13 protein-coding genes are annotated in these 17,681 nt (G+C 42.8%); 12 read left to right on the top strand and 1 reads right to left on the bottom strand.

Annotated elements, in window-relative coordinates:
- The first annotated feature begins 37 nt into the window (after positions 1-37).
- The 6 genes from HMPREF9703_RS07785 (at position 38) to HMPREF9703_RS07755 (ending at position 7,414) form a co-directional block, all read left to right on the top strand.
- Entirely contained in the window at positions 38-1,402 is a 1,365-nt protein-coding gene (locus HMPREF9703_RS07785; protein ID WP_004636875.1) for a YjiH family protein, read from the top strand.
- A 314-nt stretch (positions 1,403-1,716) separates the two neighbouring features.
- The gene (locus tag HMPREF9703_RS07775; protein WP_004636873.1) at positions 1,717-2,601 is read left to right on the top strand and encodes an aspartate carbamoyltransferase catalytic subunit; all 885 of its coding nucleotides are present in this window, start codon (positions 1,717-1,719) and stop codon (positions 2,599-2,601) included.
- Positions 2,602-2,647: 46 nt separating this feature from the next.
- Positions 2,648-3,958: a dihydroorotase gene (pyrC, locus tag HMPREF9703_RS07770; protein WP_004636871.1), complete on the top strand. Its 1,311-nt coding sequence runs from the start codon at positions 2,648-2,650 to the stop codon at positions 3,956-3,958.
- Positions 3,951-4,868 carry a dihydroorotate dehydrogenase gene (locus HMPREF9703_RS07765; protein WP_004636870.1) on the top strand — a complete coding sequence of 306 codons (918 nt, stop codon included), beginning with the start codon at positions 3,951-3,953 and terminating at the stop codon, positions 4,866-4,868. The genes pyrC and HMPREF9703_RS07765 overlap by 8 nt, the downstream gene beginning before the upstream one ends.
- Positions 4,869-5,022: 154 nt before the next feature.
- Complete coding sequence (locus HMPREF9703_RS07760) at positions 5,023-6,192, top strand: hydroxymethylglutaryl-CoA synthase (protein WP_004636868.1); 1,170 nt, start codon at positions 5,023-5,025, stop codon at positions 6,190-6,192.
- A 10-nt stretch (positions 6,193-6,202) separates the two neighbouring features.
- Complete coding sequence (locus HMPREF9703_RS07755; protein ID WP_004636867.1) at positions 6,203-7,414, top strand: acetyl-CoA C-acetyltransferase; 1,212 nt, start codon at positions 6,203-6,205, stop codon at positions 7,412-7,414.
- Positions 7,415-7,478: 64 nt separating this feature from the next.
- Here the strand turns inward: HMPREF9703_RS07755 and HMPREF9703_RS07750 are convergent, their stop codons facing one another.
- A complete protein-coding gene (locus HMPREF9703_RS07750; protein ID WP_004636866.1) occupies positions 7,479-8,774 on the bottom strand; it encodes a hydroxymethylglutaryl-CoA reductase, degradative in 1,296 nt (431 codons plus the stop codon).
- A gap of 149 nt (positions 8,775-8,923) precedes the next feature.
- On the opposite strand from HMPREF9703_RS07750, the gene HMPREF9703_RS07745 reads away from it, so the two are divergent.
- The 6 genes from HMPREF9703_RS07745 to HMPREF9703_RS07720 all read left to right on the top strand — a co-directional run.
- Entirely contained in the window at positions 8,924-9,571 is a 648-nt protein-coding gene (locus HMPREF9703_RS07745; RefSeq protein ID WP_004636865.1) for a helix-hairpin-helix domain-containing protein, read from the top strand.
- A gap of 21 nt (positions 9,572-9,592) precedes the next feature.
- Positions 9,593-11,923: a DNA internalization-related competence protein ComEC/Rec2 gene (locus HMPREF9703_RS07740; RefSeq protein WP_004636864.1), complete on the top strand. Its 2,331-nt coding sequence runs from the start codon at positions 9,593-9,595 to the stop codon at positions 11,921-11,923.
- Between the two features lie 109 nt (positions 11,924-12,032).
- Positions 12,033-13,058 carry a DNA polymerase III subunit delta gene (gene holA / locus HMPREF9703_RS07735; RefSeq protein WP_004636863.1) on the top strand — a complete coding sequence of 342 codons (1,026 nt, stop codon included), beginning with the start codon at positions 12,033-12,035 and terminating at the stop codon, positions 13,056-13,058.
- 253 nt (positions 13,059-13,311) lie between these two features.
- Positions 13,312-14,943, top strand: coding sequence for a YSIRK-type signal peptide-containing protein (locus HMPREF9703_RS07730; protein ID WP_004636862.1), 1,632 nt, complete (start codon positions 13,312-13,314; stop codon positions 14,941-14,943).
- A 318-nt stretch (positions 14,944-15,261) separates the two neighbouring features.
- Positions 15,262-16,845, top strand: a complete 1,584-nt coding sequence (locus HMPREF9703_RS07725) for a YSIRK-type signal peptide-containing protein (protein ID WP_004636861.1) — start codon at positions 15,262-15,264, stop codon at positions 16,843-16,845.
- Positions 16,846-17,017: 172 nt separating this feature from the next.
- Positions 17,018-17,681: YSIRK-type signal peptide-containing protein (locus HMPREF9703_RS07720; protein WP_004636860.1), on the top strand; the 664-nt coding region annotated here is incomplete at its 3' end.

Below are 17,681 nucleotides of genomic sequence, written 5' to 3'. Positions count from 1 at the left end.
GAAAGTACGTGGACTTAAAGAAACTATGGAGGACAATATGTCAAACAAATCAAACAAATTGAAATTTATCGGCTTGTCATTGTTGGGGGCAATTTTTTTCTTAGTGCCGATGACGATTAATGGTGAAAGCCAAATATTATTATCGCATATAACTACATTGATTACGGAGAACTGGGTCGATCCCTTTATCTTATTTACACAATTTTGTATGGGAATTGTGCTGATTGGGACGATTATCTTCTTGTTCTATGAGAGTGAGTACGAGCCGTTGAACGATGTATTCAAGACAACTCCGGTAAATGTGGGGTTGAGACTTTCGGGTGCGTTTATTTACTTAATGGTGCTGAATAATTGGTTCAGCGGGACCGCGATTGGAGAGCTGATTCTGCACGAGGATACTGGTGGAGTGATGGCGGGAGAAGACGGTTTATTGACTATTCTCTACATTACGTTCTTTATTGCGATTCTGACCTTGCCGTTGTTAACGCATTTTGGGATGGTGGAATTCATTGGAACATTGTCAGGAGATGTGATGAAAAAGTTATTCAAAATTCCGGGTTCATCGGTCGTCAATGCCTTGGCTTCATTTGTTGGCGATGGGACGATCGGGATTGTGGTTACAGATAATCAATATAAAAGAGGTTATTATACGAAGCGAGAGGCTTATATTATTGCATCGAGCTTTTCGATTGTAGGGATTGCCTTTGCTGCAGCAGTGGCTAATGAATTACAATTGGGTCATATTTTTCCGATTTATTACATGTCCATCTTACTGACAACCTTAATGATTGCATTTGTGATTGCGCGACTACCGCTAAAAAAATATCCGGATGAGTACTATAAGGGAAAAGAACCGAAAAAAGAACGTCGCTCTCAAGATGGCTCTACGTTCCAGCAGGCGTATGAATCTGCTGTAGAACAAGCTGCTGATGTGGAGGTATGGGACGCGTTCAAAGAAGCATGTGTTGATGTCGTTAATATCTATGTGGGTTTTTTGCCAATTATTATGGTAGTAGGGACGATTTCTCTGGTCATTGCGGAGAATACGCCGGTGTTTGATGTGATTAGTTATCCGTTTATTTATATTTACCAATTTTTAGGATTTGGGACAGAGGCGGCCCAAGCGATGGCACCTGCTTCGCTAGCTGGATTTGCTGATATGTATTTGCCAGCTTTATTCGTAACAGGAGTGGAATCAGAAGCAGCGCGCTTTTTCATCAGTGTTTTAGCCTTTACGCAATTGGTCTTTATGTCAGAGACGGGGATGATTTTTATTAAGACCGAGATCGGCTATAACTTTTTAGATATTGTGAAGCTGTTTCTTTTCCGGACACTATTGTCGTTGCCGATTATTTATGGAATCACGCGATTACTTGCCGCGTTGAATATTATTTCATTTTAAGAGCTGTCAGGAGCCGAATGTATTTGTGTTCGGCTTTTTGATTGCGCTCAAAAATATTAAAAAAATTTGGCAAAATCTCTTGACATTTAGGGTGAAACGCTCTAATATAGTGAATGGTAAAAAAATACTGAATGAGACCGATAGAAAAACCAGGAATATTCGGGATTTACGGATCAATAAAGCGTCAATTTATTTAAATGTTCGCATAAAGTATCAGGCTGAATAAAATAATGTCATTTAAGGGGCCGAGTGCGAACAGATCGTTAGCATTTCGGTAATTTTTTTTGCCCAATTTTAGAAGAGGGGTTGTTATGATGGACAATTTGTTATCAATGCAGCAGTTATCAACAGACGATATGTTACGTATTGTGAAGCGAGCAGTTGCGATTAAGAATGGGGAGTATGAACCATTCAGTGAGCAATTATTCGTGGCTAATTTGTTTTTTGAGAATTCAACTCGTACGAAATTGAGCTTTGAGGTTGCAGAAGCACGACTCGGCATGGAACGTATTCCGTTCGAAGTATCGACTAGTTCGGTGCAAAAGGGCGAGAGCTTGTATGATACGTGCAAGACGCTTGAGGCAATCGGGTGCGATGCATTAGTGATTCGTCATCCGCAAGAAGCGTATTATGAAGAGCTTGAAGGTTTAAACATTCCTATTATTAATGGTGGTGACGGCAGTGGCTCTCACCCTACTCAGTCTTTGTTAGATATTATGACAATTTATGAAAAATTCGGCACGTTCGAAGGTTTGAACATCGTGATTTGCGGTGATATTAAGCATTCTCGTGTCGCTAAAAGTAATTGCGACGCATTAACTCGTTTGGGAGCTAATGTGTTTTTTTCTGCGCCAAAAACGTTCCAAGACGGGGCATTGGACATTGAGTATGTTGATTTGGATGAAGTGATTGATCAAGTCGATGTCGTGATGCTCTTGCGTGTGCAGCATGAGCGGCATGATGTGGCGACTAAGATTACGCAAGTCACCTACAATAGTGAGTATGGGATGAATCAGGCACGTTATGATCGCTTGAAGCCAGATGCTATTGTGATGCACCCAGCGCCGGTCAATCGCGGGGTTGAGATCTTAGGGGAGTTAATCGAAGCACCGAAGTCCGTTATTTTTGAACAAATGACAAATGGTGTATATACACGAATGAGTATTCTAGAGGATGTCTTGGCTGATCGATTAGCGTAATAGTCGGCAGATAACTAAGCGATAAAAGAAAGTGAGAGGATTTAGGGTGGCAGTACTTCTGAAGAATGGACAAGTATACACGGATGGGAGCTTCCAAGCGGTGGATATCTTCGTGCAAGATGGTGTGATTAAGCGGATAGCGCCGGGACTGAGTGAAGCGGATGCGAACGCAAGTGCCGGTGAGCTAGAAGCGGTGCGCGTGATTGATTGTCAGGGGCAGCATATTTGTCCGGGGTTTGTTGATATTCATGTTCATTTGCGCGAGCCGGGTTTTGAAGCGAAAGAGACTATCGAAACAGGGACACAAGCGGCGGCGCGCGGCGGGTTCACGACGGTTTGCCCAATGCCAAATACGAATCCGGTATTAGATTCAGTCGCAAAGTTGGATCGTTTTCGTGAGATCGCGGCGCGCGGGGCGGTGCGGGTATTGCCATATGCGTCAATTACGCAAGGATTAGCTGGGAATGAATTGGTGGATTTTGCGGCGCTGGCTGAGCGAGGGGTGCTAGCCTTTACCGATGACGGTGTTGGGGTGCAGGATGCTGATACGATGCACCGAGCGATGCTGCAGGCAGCGGCGGTCGGGAAGGCGATAGTAGCCCATACGGAAGAGAATTCGTTAATACGTGGTGGTGCGATTCATGCGGGAGAGGCGAGTGAACGCTTAGGAGTGCCGGGGCTACTGTCGCTGACGGAATCAACGCAAATTGCGCGGGATGTCTTGTTGGCGGAGCATGCAGGGTGTCATTATCATGTGTGCCATGTCAGTGCTAAAGAGAGTGTTCGCGTAATCCGGGATGCGAAGCGAGCTGGCATCCGGGTTACGGCGGAAGTATCGCCGCATCATTTATTATTGGATGATACGGCTCTAGTTGAGGCAGACCCGAATTTCAAGATGAATCCGCCATTGCGAGCAGCTGAAGATCGCCAAGCATTGATTGCGGGACTCTTGGACGGGACGCTGGATTGTATTGCCACCGATCATGCTCCGCATACGGAAGCTGAGAAGGCGCGGGCCATAGAGGAAGCACCGTTTGGAATTGTGGGAAGTGAATATGCCTTTCAGCTACTGTACACAGCTTTTGTGGAAAAAGGTGAGTTTACCTTTGAACAGTTAGTGTCTTGGTTAACGGAAAAACCGGCTGATATTTTCGGGCTGGCATCAGGCCGAATTGTTGAAGGAGCGCCAGCTGATATTGCCGTCGTTGATACACATCGATCATATGTGATTGATAAGGAAACCTTTTATTCAAAAGGACGAAATACGCCATTCCATGGGCGAGAAGTGAGCGCTGATGTGGTGCTGACGATGGTTGACGGAGAAATTGTTTATCAATTAGAAGGGACGGATGAGTAAGATGAGTGAGACGTTGAAGGTGAGTTTACCGGGGTTAGACTTGAAGAATCCCATTATGCCAGCATCGGGCTGTTTTCAATATGGGAAGCGATTTGCGAAGTTATTTGACTTATCAGAGTTAGGAGCGATTATTGTCAAGGCTGCCACACTTGAACCACGTGTTGGAAATCCTAATCCACGTGTTGTCCGAGTGACAGAAGGCTTGTTGAACTCTGTCGGGCTGAAGAATCCAGGATTGGATCATATTTTAGCGGACGAGTTGCCATTTTTAGAGCAGTTCGATGTGCCCATTATTGCGAATGTTGCTGGGTCGGAAATTGCTGATTATGTTGAAACAGCTAAGCGCATCTCACAAGCACCGAATGTACAGGCCTTGGAGCTAAATATTTCTTGTCCCAATGTAAAAGAAGGTGGCATGGTCTTCGGAACGAATCCGGAGAGCGCTCGTCGTTTAACAAGTGCGGTGAAGGAAGTCTCAGCTGTGCCGGTCTATGTGAAATTATCGCCGAATGTGACCAGTATTGTGGAGATGGCACGGTCTGTGAGTGATGTGGCAGACGGGATTACGATGATCAATACCTTTGTTGGATTGCAGTTAGATAAGAATGGTCGACCTGAACTAGGGAATAAAATAGGAGGGGTCAGCGGACGTGCTATTAAGCCGATTGCGCTCAATATGGCCTATGAAGTGCGTCAAGCCTTACCGGATATTCCCTTAATTGCAATGGGTGGTATCGCAACGGTAGATGATGTACTGGACTATATTTCAGTTGGAGCCGATGCGGTAGCAGTAGGAACAGAGAACTTCAACAATCCTTATATTTGTAAAGAGTTAATTGCTGATTTAGAACAAGAAGTTGCTAAACGTAAATTAAACCACTTGCATGACTTAAAAGGCCGTGCCTTGTAATAGGAAGAAAGCATCTCACCCACAACATAGGTGAGGTGTTTTTACTCTATTCTAGACGTTTCTTTATTTTCAGTTGTATTCTTAAACTCTTTTTAAACCTTTTGCGAAGTGGTTACGCTATAATATGAGTAACTAACTGGTGGAGGAGTTTATTATGAATATCGGAATTGATAAGATTGGATTTTATACACCACGCATTTATGTAGATATGGAGAAATTAGCAGAAGCACGTGGTATTGATCCTAACAAATATACGATTGGTCTCGGACAAGAGCAGATGGCAGTTGCACCGCTAAGTCAGGATGCAGTGACGATGGCGGCCAATGCAGCTTTAGGTATTTTAGATGAGGATGATCGTCAGCAGATCGATATGGTGTTAGTTGGAACTGAATCTGGAGTGGATCATTCGAAATCGGTGGCGGTCTGGGTACATCAACTAACTGGGATTCAACCGCATGCCCGTGCTGTAGAATTGAAGCAAGCGTGTTACAGTGCAACAGCAAGTTTACAACTGGCGCTAGGTCATATTGCGCTTCATCCGGAGTCTAAAGTCCTCGTAGTGGGAACAGATATTGCGAAGTATGGTTTAGAGACAGGGGGTGAGCCGACACAAGGAGCGGGTGCAGTGGCTATGGTCATCTCAGCGAATCCGCGTGTATTGACCCTTGAAGCCGATGCAGTGAGCTTAACCCAAGATATTGCGGACTTCTGGCGTCCACTCTATGCTAAGTATGCGAAAGTGGACGGTAAGTTTTCGAATCAAGCTTACTTATCGACATTAACGGATGTTTGGGAGACATATAAAGACGTACACGGGCGTCAGCTAAGCGATTTTGAGACATTTTTATTCCACACGCCGTACACGAAAATGGGAAGTAAAGCCATTAAGCAGTTGGCTCAAAGCGAACCGGCGGAAGATATTGAACGATTGCAGCGTTATTATGAGGCGAGTCGCTTATATAATAAACGGATCGGAAATATTTACACGGGGAGCTTGTACTTGAGCTTGTTGTCACTCTTAGAACAGGGAGATGAGTTGCCAGCGGGTGCTCGATTGGGTTTATTCAGTTATGGATCTGGAGCAGTTGGCGAATTCTTCACGGGAACAGTGCAGGCAGGCTACCGAGAGTATTTACACCACGCGGAACATGAGGCATTACTTGATACGCGTCGTGCTTTGTCAATTGCTGAATATGAAGCATTACTAGCGAGTGATTTGGATGAATCTGGTGAAGTCGAGTTATCGGATTTTGTTGCTCAGTCGGGTGAAGTGGTCTTAAGTGGTGTCTCCAACCATATTCGTCAATATACGCAAGTGAAGTAGGGGGTCAATGATGAAGAAAGTATATATTGTTGGGGCGAAGCGAACACCTATTGGATCTTTCTTAGGGTCATTGAAGTCAGTGAGTGCAGTGAAACTAGCAAGTCAGGCCATTCGTGGCGCCTTAGAACAAGCTCAGGTTCAATCGACTGATGTGACAGAAGTAATCTTAGGGAATGTTTTGTCAACTGGCTTAGGTCAAGGGGTTGCCCGTCAAGCTGCAATCGGAGCGGGCTTGTCAATCGAGGTACCAGCTTATAGTCTGAATATGGTCTGTGGGAGTGGCTTGAAGGCGGTTGCTAATGGGATGAGTCTGATTCAGTCTGGTCTAGCGCAAGCAGTTGTGACAGGTGGGACTGAATCGATGTCGAACGCACCGTTTTTAGTGGATGGTCATATTCGTTCAGGCCATAAGATGGGGCATATGAGTTTTACCGACTCGATGCTGTATGATGGATTAACCGATGCTTTCGAAGGCTATCATATGGGGATTACAGCTGAGAATGTGGCGAGAGAATTTGGGATTTCGCGAGAGGCACAAGACCAGTTCGCCATTCGCTCTCAAGAAAAAGCAATCATTGCCCAAGATAGTGGAAAATTTACAGATGAGATTGTGCCAGTAGTCATCGAAACACGTGCTGGCATAGAAGAAGTGGCCGAAGATGAATATATTAACCGGACGACAACTTTGGAGAAGATGAGCGGTTTACGTCCAGCATTCAAGAAGGATGGAACAGTTACAGCGGGGAATGCATCAGGGCTAAATGATGGGGCAAGTGCCATTATTCTAGCAAGTGGACAATTGGCAGAAGCACAGCAGCTGCCGATTATGGCTGAAGTAATAGCAATTGGGCAAGGAGGCGTTGATCCGAGCGTAATGGGAATAGGACCAGTACCAGCGATTAAGAAAGCACTTGAAGCGGCCAACTTGACGCTAGCTGATATTGATTTATTCGAACTGAATGAAGCATTTGCGGCACAATCACTGGCAGTCATGAATGAACTGGCTGCTGAGAGTGATGAGTCAGTAGAAGCATTGAGTGACCGCATTAATGTCAATGGTGGTGCGATTGCACTGGGCCACCCAATTGGCGCGAGTGGGAATCGTATTCTGGTCACGTTGCTCTATGAATTGAAGCGCCGCAACCTAACTTACGGCTTAGCTAGTCTCTGTATCGGCGGCGGCATGGGCTTAGCAGTTATTATCAAAAATGTAGAGGACTAGATTGTATAAATAGCATAAAATAAGCAGTTGCACTATATAGAAGTATGGTGCAACTGCTTATTTGTTATTGCTTTAGATCGCTCAAGATTTGTTTAGCGGTGTCAAGGTTCATCTTAGGGGCTTGAGCGAGCTGGTCGGCGACGTATTGGATGTGGTCTCCGGTTGCACCGGCACTGATGGCGAGTGAGCGAGCTTGCAGAGACATGTGGCCTTCTTGGATGCCTTCTGTAACTAACGCTCTGAGGGCAGCGAAATTTTGAGCTAAGCCGACTGCCGCAACAATATGAGCCAATTCTTGTGCATTTGGTTGGCCCAGAATTTGGTGCGCGAGTTGTGCGGTGGGATGGAAACCAATTGAACCGCCGACTGTTGCGAGAGCGAGGGGAATGGTAATCTGACCGATCAATTCGCCGGAGTCAGCGACATGCCACCGGGTGAGTGGTTGGTACTGACCGGAGTGAGCAGCATAGGCATGAATAGCAGCAGAAGCAGCTCGCCAATCATTACCGGTTGCGATTGTGACGGCATCGATTCCATTCATGACACCCTTGTTGTGAGTGACTGCTCGATAAGGATCAGCTGAAGCGAATTGCCATGCACTGACGATACGGTCGCGGACTTTTTGGCCAGACCAGCCTTTTGTTTTCAAATATTTTGGTTCAATGGCACAAGTGACATGGACAAGTGCTTCAGTGGCGTAATTGGAGAGAATACTCATTAAGAGATTCCCCCGTGTCAGCTCTTGAATCATCGGGGCAATGCCTTCTAACATGGTATTCATCATATTGGCCCCCATAGCTTCACAAGTATCGACATACAGATAGACAACTAAAAACTCAGCCCCGTCATGCGTACGGTCAGCATTAGCTTGAACGGTGCGTACTTCAATACGGCGTGCACCACCGCCTCGCTTCACAATAGAAGGATAGGCATCGTTAGCTAATCTAACTATTTTATCCGCCGCTTTTTCAACAGCTTGGACAGCTTCGGACATATGAGGCACATTCTCTACGGCAACTTGTCCAATCATGAGGCGGGTGTCATCTCCTGTTTTGAACCCACCACTTTGTCCAATAATTTTAGCCCCGAAGCTAGCGGCAGCAATGACTGATGGTTCTTCGATGGCCATGGGAACGGTATATTCTTGATCGTCAATGAGGAAATGAAACCCTAATCCCATCGGCAAGCTATAGTTGGTGATGAAATTTTCGATCATATGAGAGCCCATCTCGTGAGGTAAGTCTAACATTTGATTACGGAGCTGGTCACATTCCTTTGGATCAAGCAAACCTGACAATTCAAGAGCCTCCAATTTTTCTTCATATGACTTTTTATAAAAATGACGCAACGCACGGTCCATGACTATCGATCCTTTCTTCTTAGTTTATAGTCAGTATACCGTATATGGCTTAAAAATTCCTTAATCGTTCATTGATTAATTAATTCAGCAGACCAACTTTGGGATAAGTTGTGTATTTATAAGTTAAAGCCCAATGAGGAGGAATTATTGTGGAACAATTATGGGAGAAGTTGAAGGTGCATTGGCAACTATTGGTAATTGGTGGGTTGGTGTTGGCATTAGGCAGCGTGATATGGCTAATGATGGGTAATTCTGCTGAAGTGGAAGAGGAGAATTCGTTAGATGATTTACTGGCTGCTCAGATGGAAGTAGCCACGGAGGAGGAAGTGGAACGTGTTGAGTCGAAGTCGTCAGAACCAGAGTTGTTTATGGTCGATGTGAAAGGAGAAGTTCATGCGCCAGGTGTGTATGAATTGCCTACAGACGGTCGGGTGAAGGACGCGATTGCGATGGCAGAGGGATTGACGGATGAAGCCAATGAATTAGCGATTAACTTTGCGCAAAAAGTCGAAGATCAGATGGTGATTTATGTCCCGCATGAGGATGATGATTCAGGACTACCTGAAAATACGACTACTGGAGCAGGTGAGGCATCAGGAGCAACAGTGATCAATATCAATACGGCATCGGAGCAAGAATTAATGACGCTCAGTGGAATCGGTCAAGCGAAGGCCCAACAGATTATTCAATACCGTGAGGAGAATGGGCTGTTTGATACGTCGGAAGACTTGATGAATGTCTCAGGAATTGGAGAGAAAAGCTTTGAAACCTTGAAGGACAGTATTAAAGTCAAATAAAAGCAGAAGGGAGGTCATCCGGTGAGTCAGAAGGGAATTTATGTGGGGATAATGGCGCTATTGATGGTGATCGCCTGGTTGACGAACTTTCATTTGGTTGCTGTTCTATTGCTAATGTACTGGATCGTGCGCATAGTTATCTTGGGAGATCGGATCGTTATCGTTGGAGTGGCTATTATTGCCGTGCTAATTAGTGTGCGTATCTACTTCATGCCACAAGAAAGTGACATCTGGCCAGTGAGTCAAGTTGAGAATTTAGCGGAAGAGACGATACAACGGGAGATGTTTATTAAGCCCACCACTGTACAAATTGATGGCGATCGGATGCGATTTGAAGCCGTTGACCGGGTGACAGGCGAGTCCGTCATAGGCCGGTATCAACTGAAGACATTGGCCGAAAAAGAAGCCTTCCAGCAGCAGACGTTTAAGCGCACATTTTTGTTAGAAGGCCACTTGGAACGGCCGGCTGAGCATCGGAATCGGCACCAATTTAATTACCGCCAATATTTAGCATGGCAAGGGATCTATTATACTTTTGAAGTGGTAGAGCTAGTGCCAAGTAGACGAGTTAAGCCACCGCTTGCTGTTCGAATCGATCGCTGGCGCCAGAGCTTATTTGATTGTATTGACCGCATCATGAATGAGAAGGCAGCGAGTTATACGCAGACGTTGCTTTTTGCTAAGAAACACGCCTTGCCAAGTGAGAGTATTGAATCTTACCGAGCAACGGGGATGATTCATTTAATTAGTATTTCGGGGTTACATATTCAACTATTAATTACAGCGGTCTCGTATGTACTGCTTCGTCTGCATATTACCAAGGAAACAACGGCTAAATTACTACTAGCTATCTTACCGCTATACGGCATCATGGCTGGGATGGGCGTGAGCATTTTTCGGGCGGTAGTGCAATCAGCGATTTATTTTATTCTGACCTCTATGAATAAGCGCAGTTATCCACTTGATAATTGGTCGCTAGCACTCATCTTACTCTTGCTTTGGCGACCATTTAGTATTTTTTCAATTGGTTTTCAGCTCAGTTATCTGTTGAGTGGGATGTTAATCGTGCTAGCTCATAATCGGCATCTACAACGTTTACCTCAATATGTACAACCCTTTATGCTCAGTTTTTTAGTGAGTTTGTTAAGCTTGCCGGTTATTACGTATCATTATTTTGAATTTCCGTTCATTTCTATCGTATTAAATACACTCTTTGTGCCGTTCTTTTCGGTGATTTTATTCCCGGCCGTGGTGATTAATTTTGCTGTCTCCATTATTGTGCCACATATCTTCACAGGGGCTATTCTAAGCCAATTATTAACGTTAACGGAACACTTTTTGTCGGCGGTTAGTCAGTTGCCGTTTGCGCGGGTGATTATTGGTCGCTTGCCCCTGCTCAGTATGATAGGGCTCGTGATCGGTCTGATCGGTTTGTTTATGGGCTTAGAGAAAAAACACGTATCTAAGCGGTTAATGGTCGTTAGTTCTATGCTTAGCTTGATTTCTCTATTCTCAGTACGGTACGGTCCATTAGGTCAAGTGATGATGATTGATGTCGGACAAGGCGACTCATTAGTCATCAAGCAACCGTTCAGTTCGGCTGGGATTATGGTGGATACGGGTGGTAAAATTCCGTGGCAACAGCCAGAAGCATGGCGTGAGCGCCAGCAAACCTATACAATTGGCAAAGATACCTTAGTGCCGACGCTTAGTGCAATGGGAATTACTTATCTTGAACGGCTATATATAACGCACCCTGATCTGGATCACATGGGGGAAGTACGTGAATTAGCCGACCATTTTGATGTAAGAGAGATAGCTGGAACCATTCATACATTTCGTGATGAAACCTACCGATCACTCATGCAAGGTAAAGAGATTCCGCATACTATCCTGGAAGCACCGCAGGAAGTTAGACATGGGAAGCTGTCATTAGCCTTGCTTCAGCCGATTGAACAGTTTGACTCTGATAATGAAAATTCGCTCGTTCTCTATGGCGAGATGGGCGGCAAAAAGTGGTTGTTGACGGGAGACATTGAGCAAGCCGCTGAGCAGTCGATGATCGCTCACTATCCGAATCTACCTATTGATATATTAAAAGTAGCCCATCATGGCAGTCCTTCTTCTAGCTCCGAAGCCTTCTTACAACAGTATCAACCGACTATCGGCCTTATCTCAGCTGGGGCGAATAATCAATTTAACCACCCTCATCCCGATGTGCTAGACCGTCTCACCGACTATGATATCGAGATTTACCGAACGGATCAACAAGGAGGCGTCTGGTACACGTATAGTTCCAATGATTGGCTCAATCAGCAACTAGCTGGTTTCTACGCGGTTAAGGATGAATAGAAACATTCGGAAATCCGATTCGCGTATGATATAATGCAGGGAGATTAATGAACAACATCATTTACACATATATATAGTAGAAACACAACACATAAGTAAGGAGGAGACCATGAGTAACTTACAGCAACAATTAGCGACGATACGGCAAGGCACAGTGCAGCCTGTCTACTTAGTCTCCGGAACAGAACACTATCTCATTGAACGCTTCAAGCAGACTATTATTACAGCTGTGTTGGATGGAGATACGAGCAGTGACTTCAATTTTACGACATTTAATATGGAAGAAGATGAACTGCAAGCAGCTGTTCAAGAAGCAGAGTCCATTCCGTTCTTCGGGAAGCAGCGCCTGGTCTTCGTTACGCATCCAACTTTTCTAACCGGTAAGCCATCTAAGTCAGATCCCGATCATAACTTGGAGGCATTAGTGAATTATTTGCAGGCACCGGCTGATTTTTCAGTATTGGTTATCTTTGCTCCATATGAGAAGCTCGATAAGCGAAAAAAAATCACCAAGACCTTGCTTAAGCAAGCAGAAGTGATTGATGTGTCGCCACTGGACACGAACGCCTTAGCTCGGTATGTAAAAGAAGCCGTCCAAACGCAAGGCTATCGATTTCAAGATGGCGCGTTCAATGCCTTGATGGAACGAACAGATTATCAGCTAACAACGATTATGTCAGAGCTTCAGAAGCTGTATCTCTATCATATGGAAGATAAGTACATTACGCGCCACTCTGTCGATGAACTAGTCACGCGAACATTGGAGAGCAATATCTTTGAGATTAATGAATTAGTCCTGACCAAGCAAGCCAATCAGGCCATTCAAGTATTTGCCGATCTGCTCTTGCAGAAGGAAGAACCGCTTAAGATTCTTGCTATTATGCTGAGTCAGTTCCGCTTGCTCCTTCAAGTGCATATCTTGCGGGCAAAAGGTTACCAACAAGCCGAGATTGCTAAAGAAATCAGTGCACATCCTTACCGCGTCAAGCTTGCTATGAAAACCGAGCGACGCTTCAATCGGGAACTGTTAGCGCAAGCTTATCAGCAACTGATCCAAGCTGAATATCGTATTAAGACCGGGCAAGTGGATCCCGAGTTACAATTTGAACTTTTTGTGATGCAGTTCTCTGGATAGATATAGCACAAACCAAAAGATCTATGAAGATAAAGAAAAATGATAGAAATAAATAACGAATAATGAGGATTATATGTTAAAATAAATTAAATGTAACACAAATGAAATATAATAGAAATATACTTGAAATGTTCACATAAAATTCATAATTGCTATTGCATTTAACGGTAATCGTGGTATGATAGTGGTAGATAGAGGAGCAATAATAGACTTCTCGTTCAACTATTTATGCCTATTCAGGAGGGTGATTTCCATGGTTGGAAAAAACAATAAACACGTACAATTACGTCAAGAAGCAGACAAACAAACACGATTTTCACTTAAAAAATTAACAGTCGGTGTAGCATCCATTGCAATCGGAGCAACGTTACTACTTGGTCAACCGATATCAGTCAATGCAGAAGAACCATCTACTACGCAAACCGACCAATCCTTAGGCGAGTATAAAGAAGTGGCTAAGAAAGACTTAGCGGATAAAAAAATTGAAAATGAACATCTAAATAGCCTGATTGATAGTGCTGAGAGCAAAGAAGCTGTCGACAAATTAGTTGCGAATTATACACAACCAGAGATTGCTACAGAGGATACAGATGATATAAAAGATCTTAAACTGTACAAAGCAGCTAAAATTGCAGCATTGAAAGCCAAAGATATTGACAACGAAACAGCATTGAAAACAATCGAAGACGCAGAAACAAAAGAAGCTGTTGATAAATTATTTAAGGAACTAGATGCTAAAGTTGAAAAACCAGCTGATGAAACAACTGCCCCAACTGAAACCGAAGACAGTGCACCAACGCAAGCCGCAGAATCTACGGAGACTGAAGCCACTGAAGAACCGAAAGTAGCCGATCAAGCCACTGAATCTATTCCAGATGAAGTGACGTTAGAGACTGAAGAAGATGATGACTACGCAGAAGCCGTAAGAGAACTTAACGACTTGAATCTTAGCGACACGATAAAAGAAGACTTCGCTCAAAAAATCAAAGCGGCTGAAGATAATAAAGAAGCAGTGAGCCAAATCTTGACAGAAGCAATAGATCTAGCTGAACTGAACACTAAAAAAGACGCTGCGTTAGTTGAAATAGACCAAACGAACTTACATGTCGATGATTCCAATGAGTTAAAAGGGCGCATCGAAGTAGCTGCTTCTGCTGAAGAAGTGGATAACGTCTTAGTTGAGGCACAAAAACGTGCTGAAGAACAAGCGAACCAAGCACAAAATGGGGAAGCTACTACCGAGGAAAAACCGGAAGCTCAAACTAAGCCAGTACCAGAGAAAAAACCAGAAGAAGCACCTAAACCAGAAGAGAAGAAACCTGAAACAGACAAAAAGCCAGAGTCAGACAAAAAACCGGCTCCTGAGAAGAAACCAGACGCTGGCCAAAAGCCGGAAGCTAAAAAGCCCGAAGAAAAGAAACCAGAAGTTAAAAAGCCCGAAGATAAAAAACCGGAAGCTAAAAAACCAGATGCAAGTAAACAGCCAGAAAAAGGAAAAGAAGCTCAACCACAAAAACCTGAGCAAAAGCCAGACCAACAGAAGCAACCAGACAAGTCAGCCGACAAAGCAGCACAAGATAAAAAAGAACAAGAACTAAAAATGGCCGCAGCGAAGGATGAAGCGAAAAAAGAAATCAATAACTTAGCTAACCTATCAGATAAACAAAAAGGCGAACTTCTAGCTGGAATTGACAAAGCTGACACACCAGCAAAAATTGGTGAAATCATCGACTTTGCACGGAAATTAAACCAAGATCAAGCACCAAAACAACAGAAAAAACAAGGCGAACGCTTGCCAGACACCGCAACTGGCGCATGGGTGTTAGGCTTGATCGGGGCTACTGCGATCCTAGCTGGTTTTGGCATTAAAAAATTCAAAAAATAACTAGCACATACTCGAACCAAGTGGACTTTGGTTAGCTTATACTACTTGGTTCGGATTTTAATAAAACATTCCTGTTCTTCTAAATATGACGAATATATTACAGTTAGATAACAAAAACGATAAAAAACCTTGATACTAAAGCATTCATAAGGGAAGTATCGTAAGTAGGTTGTAATATTCATAAAAACATCATATTTCTTCCGAAAAATCCTTGCATCCATTATGAAATGTGGTATTATGTATATGAACAGGGAAAGTTGGTTAACGCCTGTCAGAAACCATTAAAGAGTTAAGATAATTTATAGGAGGATGATTCACATGGTTGGAAAGAATAACAAACAAGAACAGTTGCGTAAGGACGCAACAAAAAACACTCGCTTCTCATTGAAGAAATTAAGTGTTGGAGTCGCATCAGTCGCAGTTGGAGCTTCATTATTAGTAGGTAACGTAGCACATGCACAAGATCCAGCTAATACACCTGGACCAGATGGAAAATTGCCTAATCCAGCAAATACAGTTGTACAAGATGGAACTGGTAATGGTGCTGGCGAAAGCATTAAACCAGATGCAAATACTGCACTTCAAGCTCAAGCAGCTGAAGCTCCTGAATTGCAAAGATTAAAAGATGAAGTTATTAGTGACTTACTACCATTGGGAGCACCAAATAGCTTAATTGAAAAAATACAACATGCTAAAAGTATGCAACTCGTTCAAGCATTAGCAGATAACTTTAAAGAAAGTAAAGCAGTAAACCCGACTGATTCTGAAGCAGATAAATCAGAAAACTTAGCAAATGCTAAAGAATTACTCAACACAAAAATTGATGCAGTTGTTAAGAATTCTGATAAAAATAAAGAATTCAAAGCTAAAGTTAAGAATGCAACTGATTTAGAAGCGCTAGAAGTCATCGAAAATGAAGTAGATGCATTTGTAGACAGTGTAGATGCTGAAGAATTAGCTGAAGCTAAAGAATTACTCAATATCAAAATTGATGCAGTTGTTAAGAATCATGATAAAAATGAATCATTCAAAGCTAAAGTTAAGAATGCAACTGATTTAGAGGCGCTAGAAGTCATTGAAAATGAAGTAGATGCATTTGTAGACAGTGTGGATGCTAAAGAATTAGAAGAACAAAAAGAGCTTCTAGAAATCAAGATTAAAGCGGTTGTTGAAGACAAAAACAAACAAGAAGAGTTCTTAAAAGAATTAGCAGAATTATCTAAGGTTCTAAACTTAGATATTGAAGACTTGCAAAAATTTGAAGACAAAGTTGATGCATATGTCGATGCAATAGATGCAGCAGGGGAAAAAGACAAAGGTCAAGCTCCAAATGGTAAACCTGGGAACAAAGAGCAAGGTTCTAAAGCAAATGAGCGTCTAGAATTAGCTCGTAAAGCTGAATTAGATCGTCTTTCAAAAGCTGGTTTATCTAAAGAGCGTACAGAAGAATTACGTAAAAAATTCTTAGCTGCAACTTCAATGGAAGAACTAGCTCGTCTAGGTGCTTTAGTTGATAAAGAAGCGACTCAAGATCCAACTGGTGGATTACCACAAAACGATGGTACTCGTCCAGCATTCTCACAAAAAGAATTGGATAAATTAGTGGCTGAAGAACGTGCTAAACGTGAAGCTGAAATCCAAAAATTACCAAATCTAACACAAGATCAAAAAGATCAGTTAGTTGCTGGACTTAAGAAAGCAACAACTGTTAATGAGCTTGACGCTATTTTAGGTAAAGCTAAAGAATTGAATGCAGCACAACCTGCTAAACAAGAAGAGAAGAAAGAAGAGAAAAAACAAGGTGAACGCCTACCAGACACAGCTACTGGTGCATGGGCGCTAGGACTTGTTGGAGCATCTTCAATCTTAGCTGGTGCAGGAATCAAAAAATTCAAAAAATAATTCAATTTAATTAAAAAAGGAGGGGGTTACCCCTCTTTTTTATGTACAATAAATATAAGAATTTAATCATTAATATTTAATTGCTAATATAGTATTTTTGATATATAATGACAGTTGAAAAGGGTTAATAAATAATTATGCTAAGGAATCAAAAAAATGGGGGGAATATACGGTGGTAAAAAATAATAATGAACAATTTAGTCGTCGTATCAATAAAGACAAGCGATACACATTAAAAAAATTAAGTGTTGGATTAACATCAGTTGCTGTCGGAACAGTGTTATTTTTAAATGGTGTCGAAACTGCTAGTGGACAGGAGATTGGCAGCAATATTGTTGAAGAAGACAAAGATGAATTAGAAGAGGACCAGACTAATGGTATAAATTCTTCAGAGGAAACTAGTGAAGATAGTAATATGAAATCTAATGAGGATTCTTCTTCCGTGGATACTAATCCTCAAGCTATTTCTAATAATGAACAATCTGGTTCATCAACTTCTGATACTGTAAGTGTCTATCGAGTAGTTGTTGATTATGATGGTGAGCAGCAGGAGATAGCATCATATCCAGCAGACCAATTTGCTAATGAACAAGCATTGCGTAAAGTATTTGATCTTCATTTTGGTAAAGATATGCCAGGAGAACATAATGGAAAACGCTACATTGGAGTTAATAATGGAGTGTATAATAATGGCGTTTTGACTTATTCGTATAAATTAGATAAGACAGATACCCGCCCAACGATTAAACCATATGCTTTGCGTGTAATTGTGGACGGTGTCCCAGAAGGTGAGAAGAACTATGATGTTGATCAAACCTTTGATGAAGGAACATTTG

Origin of the sequence: Dolosigranulum pigrum ATCC 51524 (assembly GCF_000245815.1) — a bacterium.
Classification (GTDB): Bacteria; Bacillota; Bacilli; order Lactobacillales; family Carnobacteriaceae_A; genus Dolosigranulum; species Dolosigranulum pigrum.
This window is presented reverse-complemented; position numbering and strand designations above follow the sequence as displayed.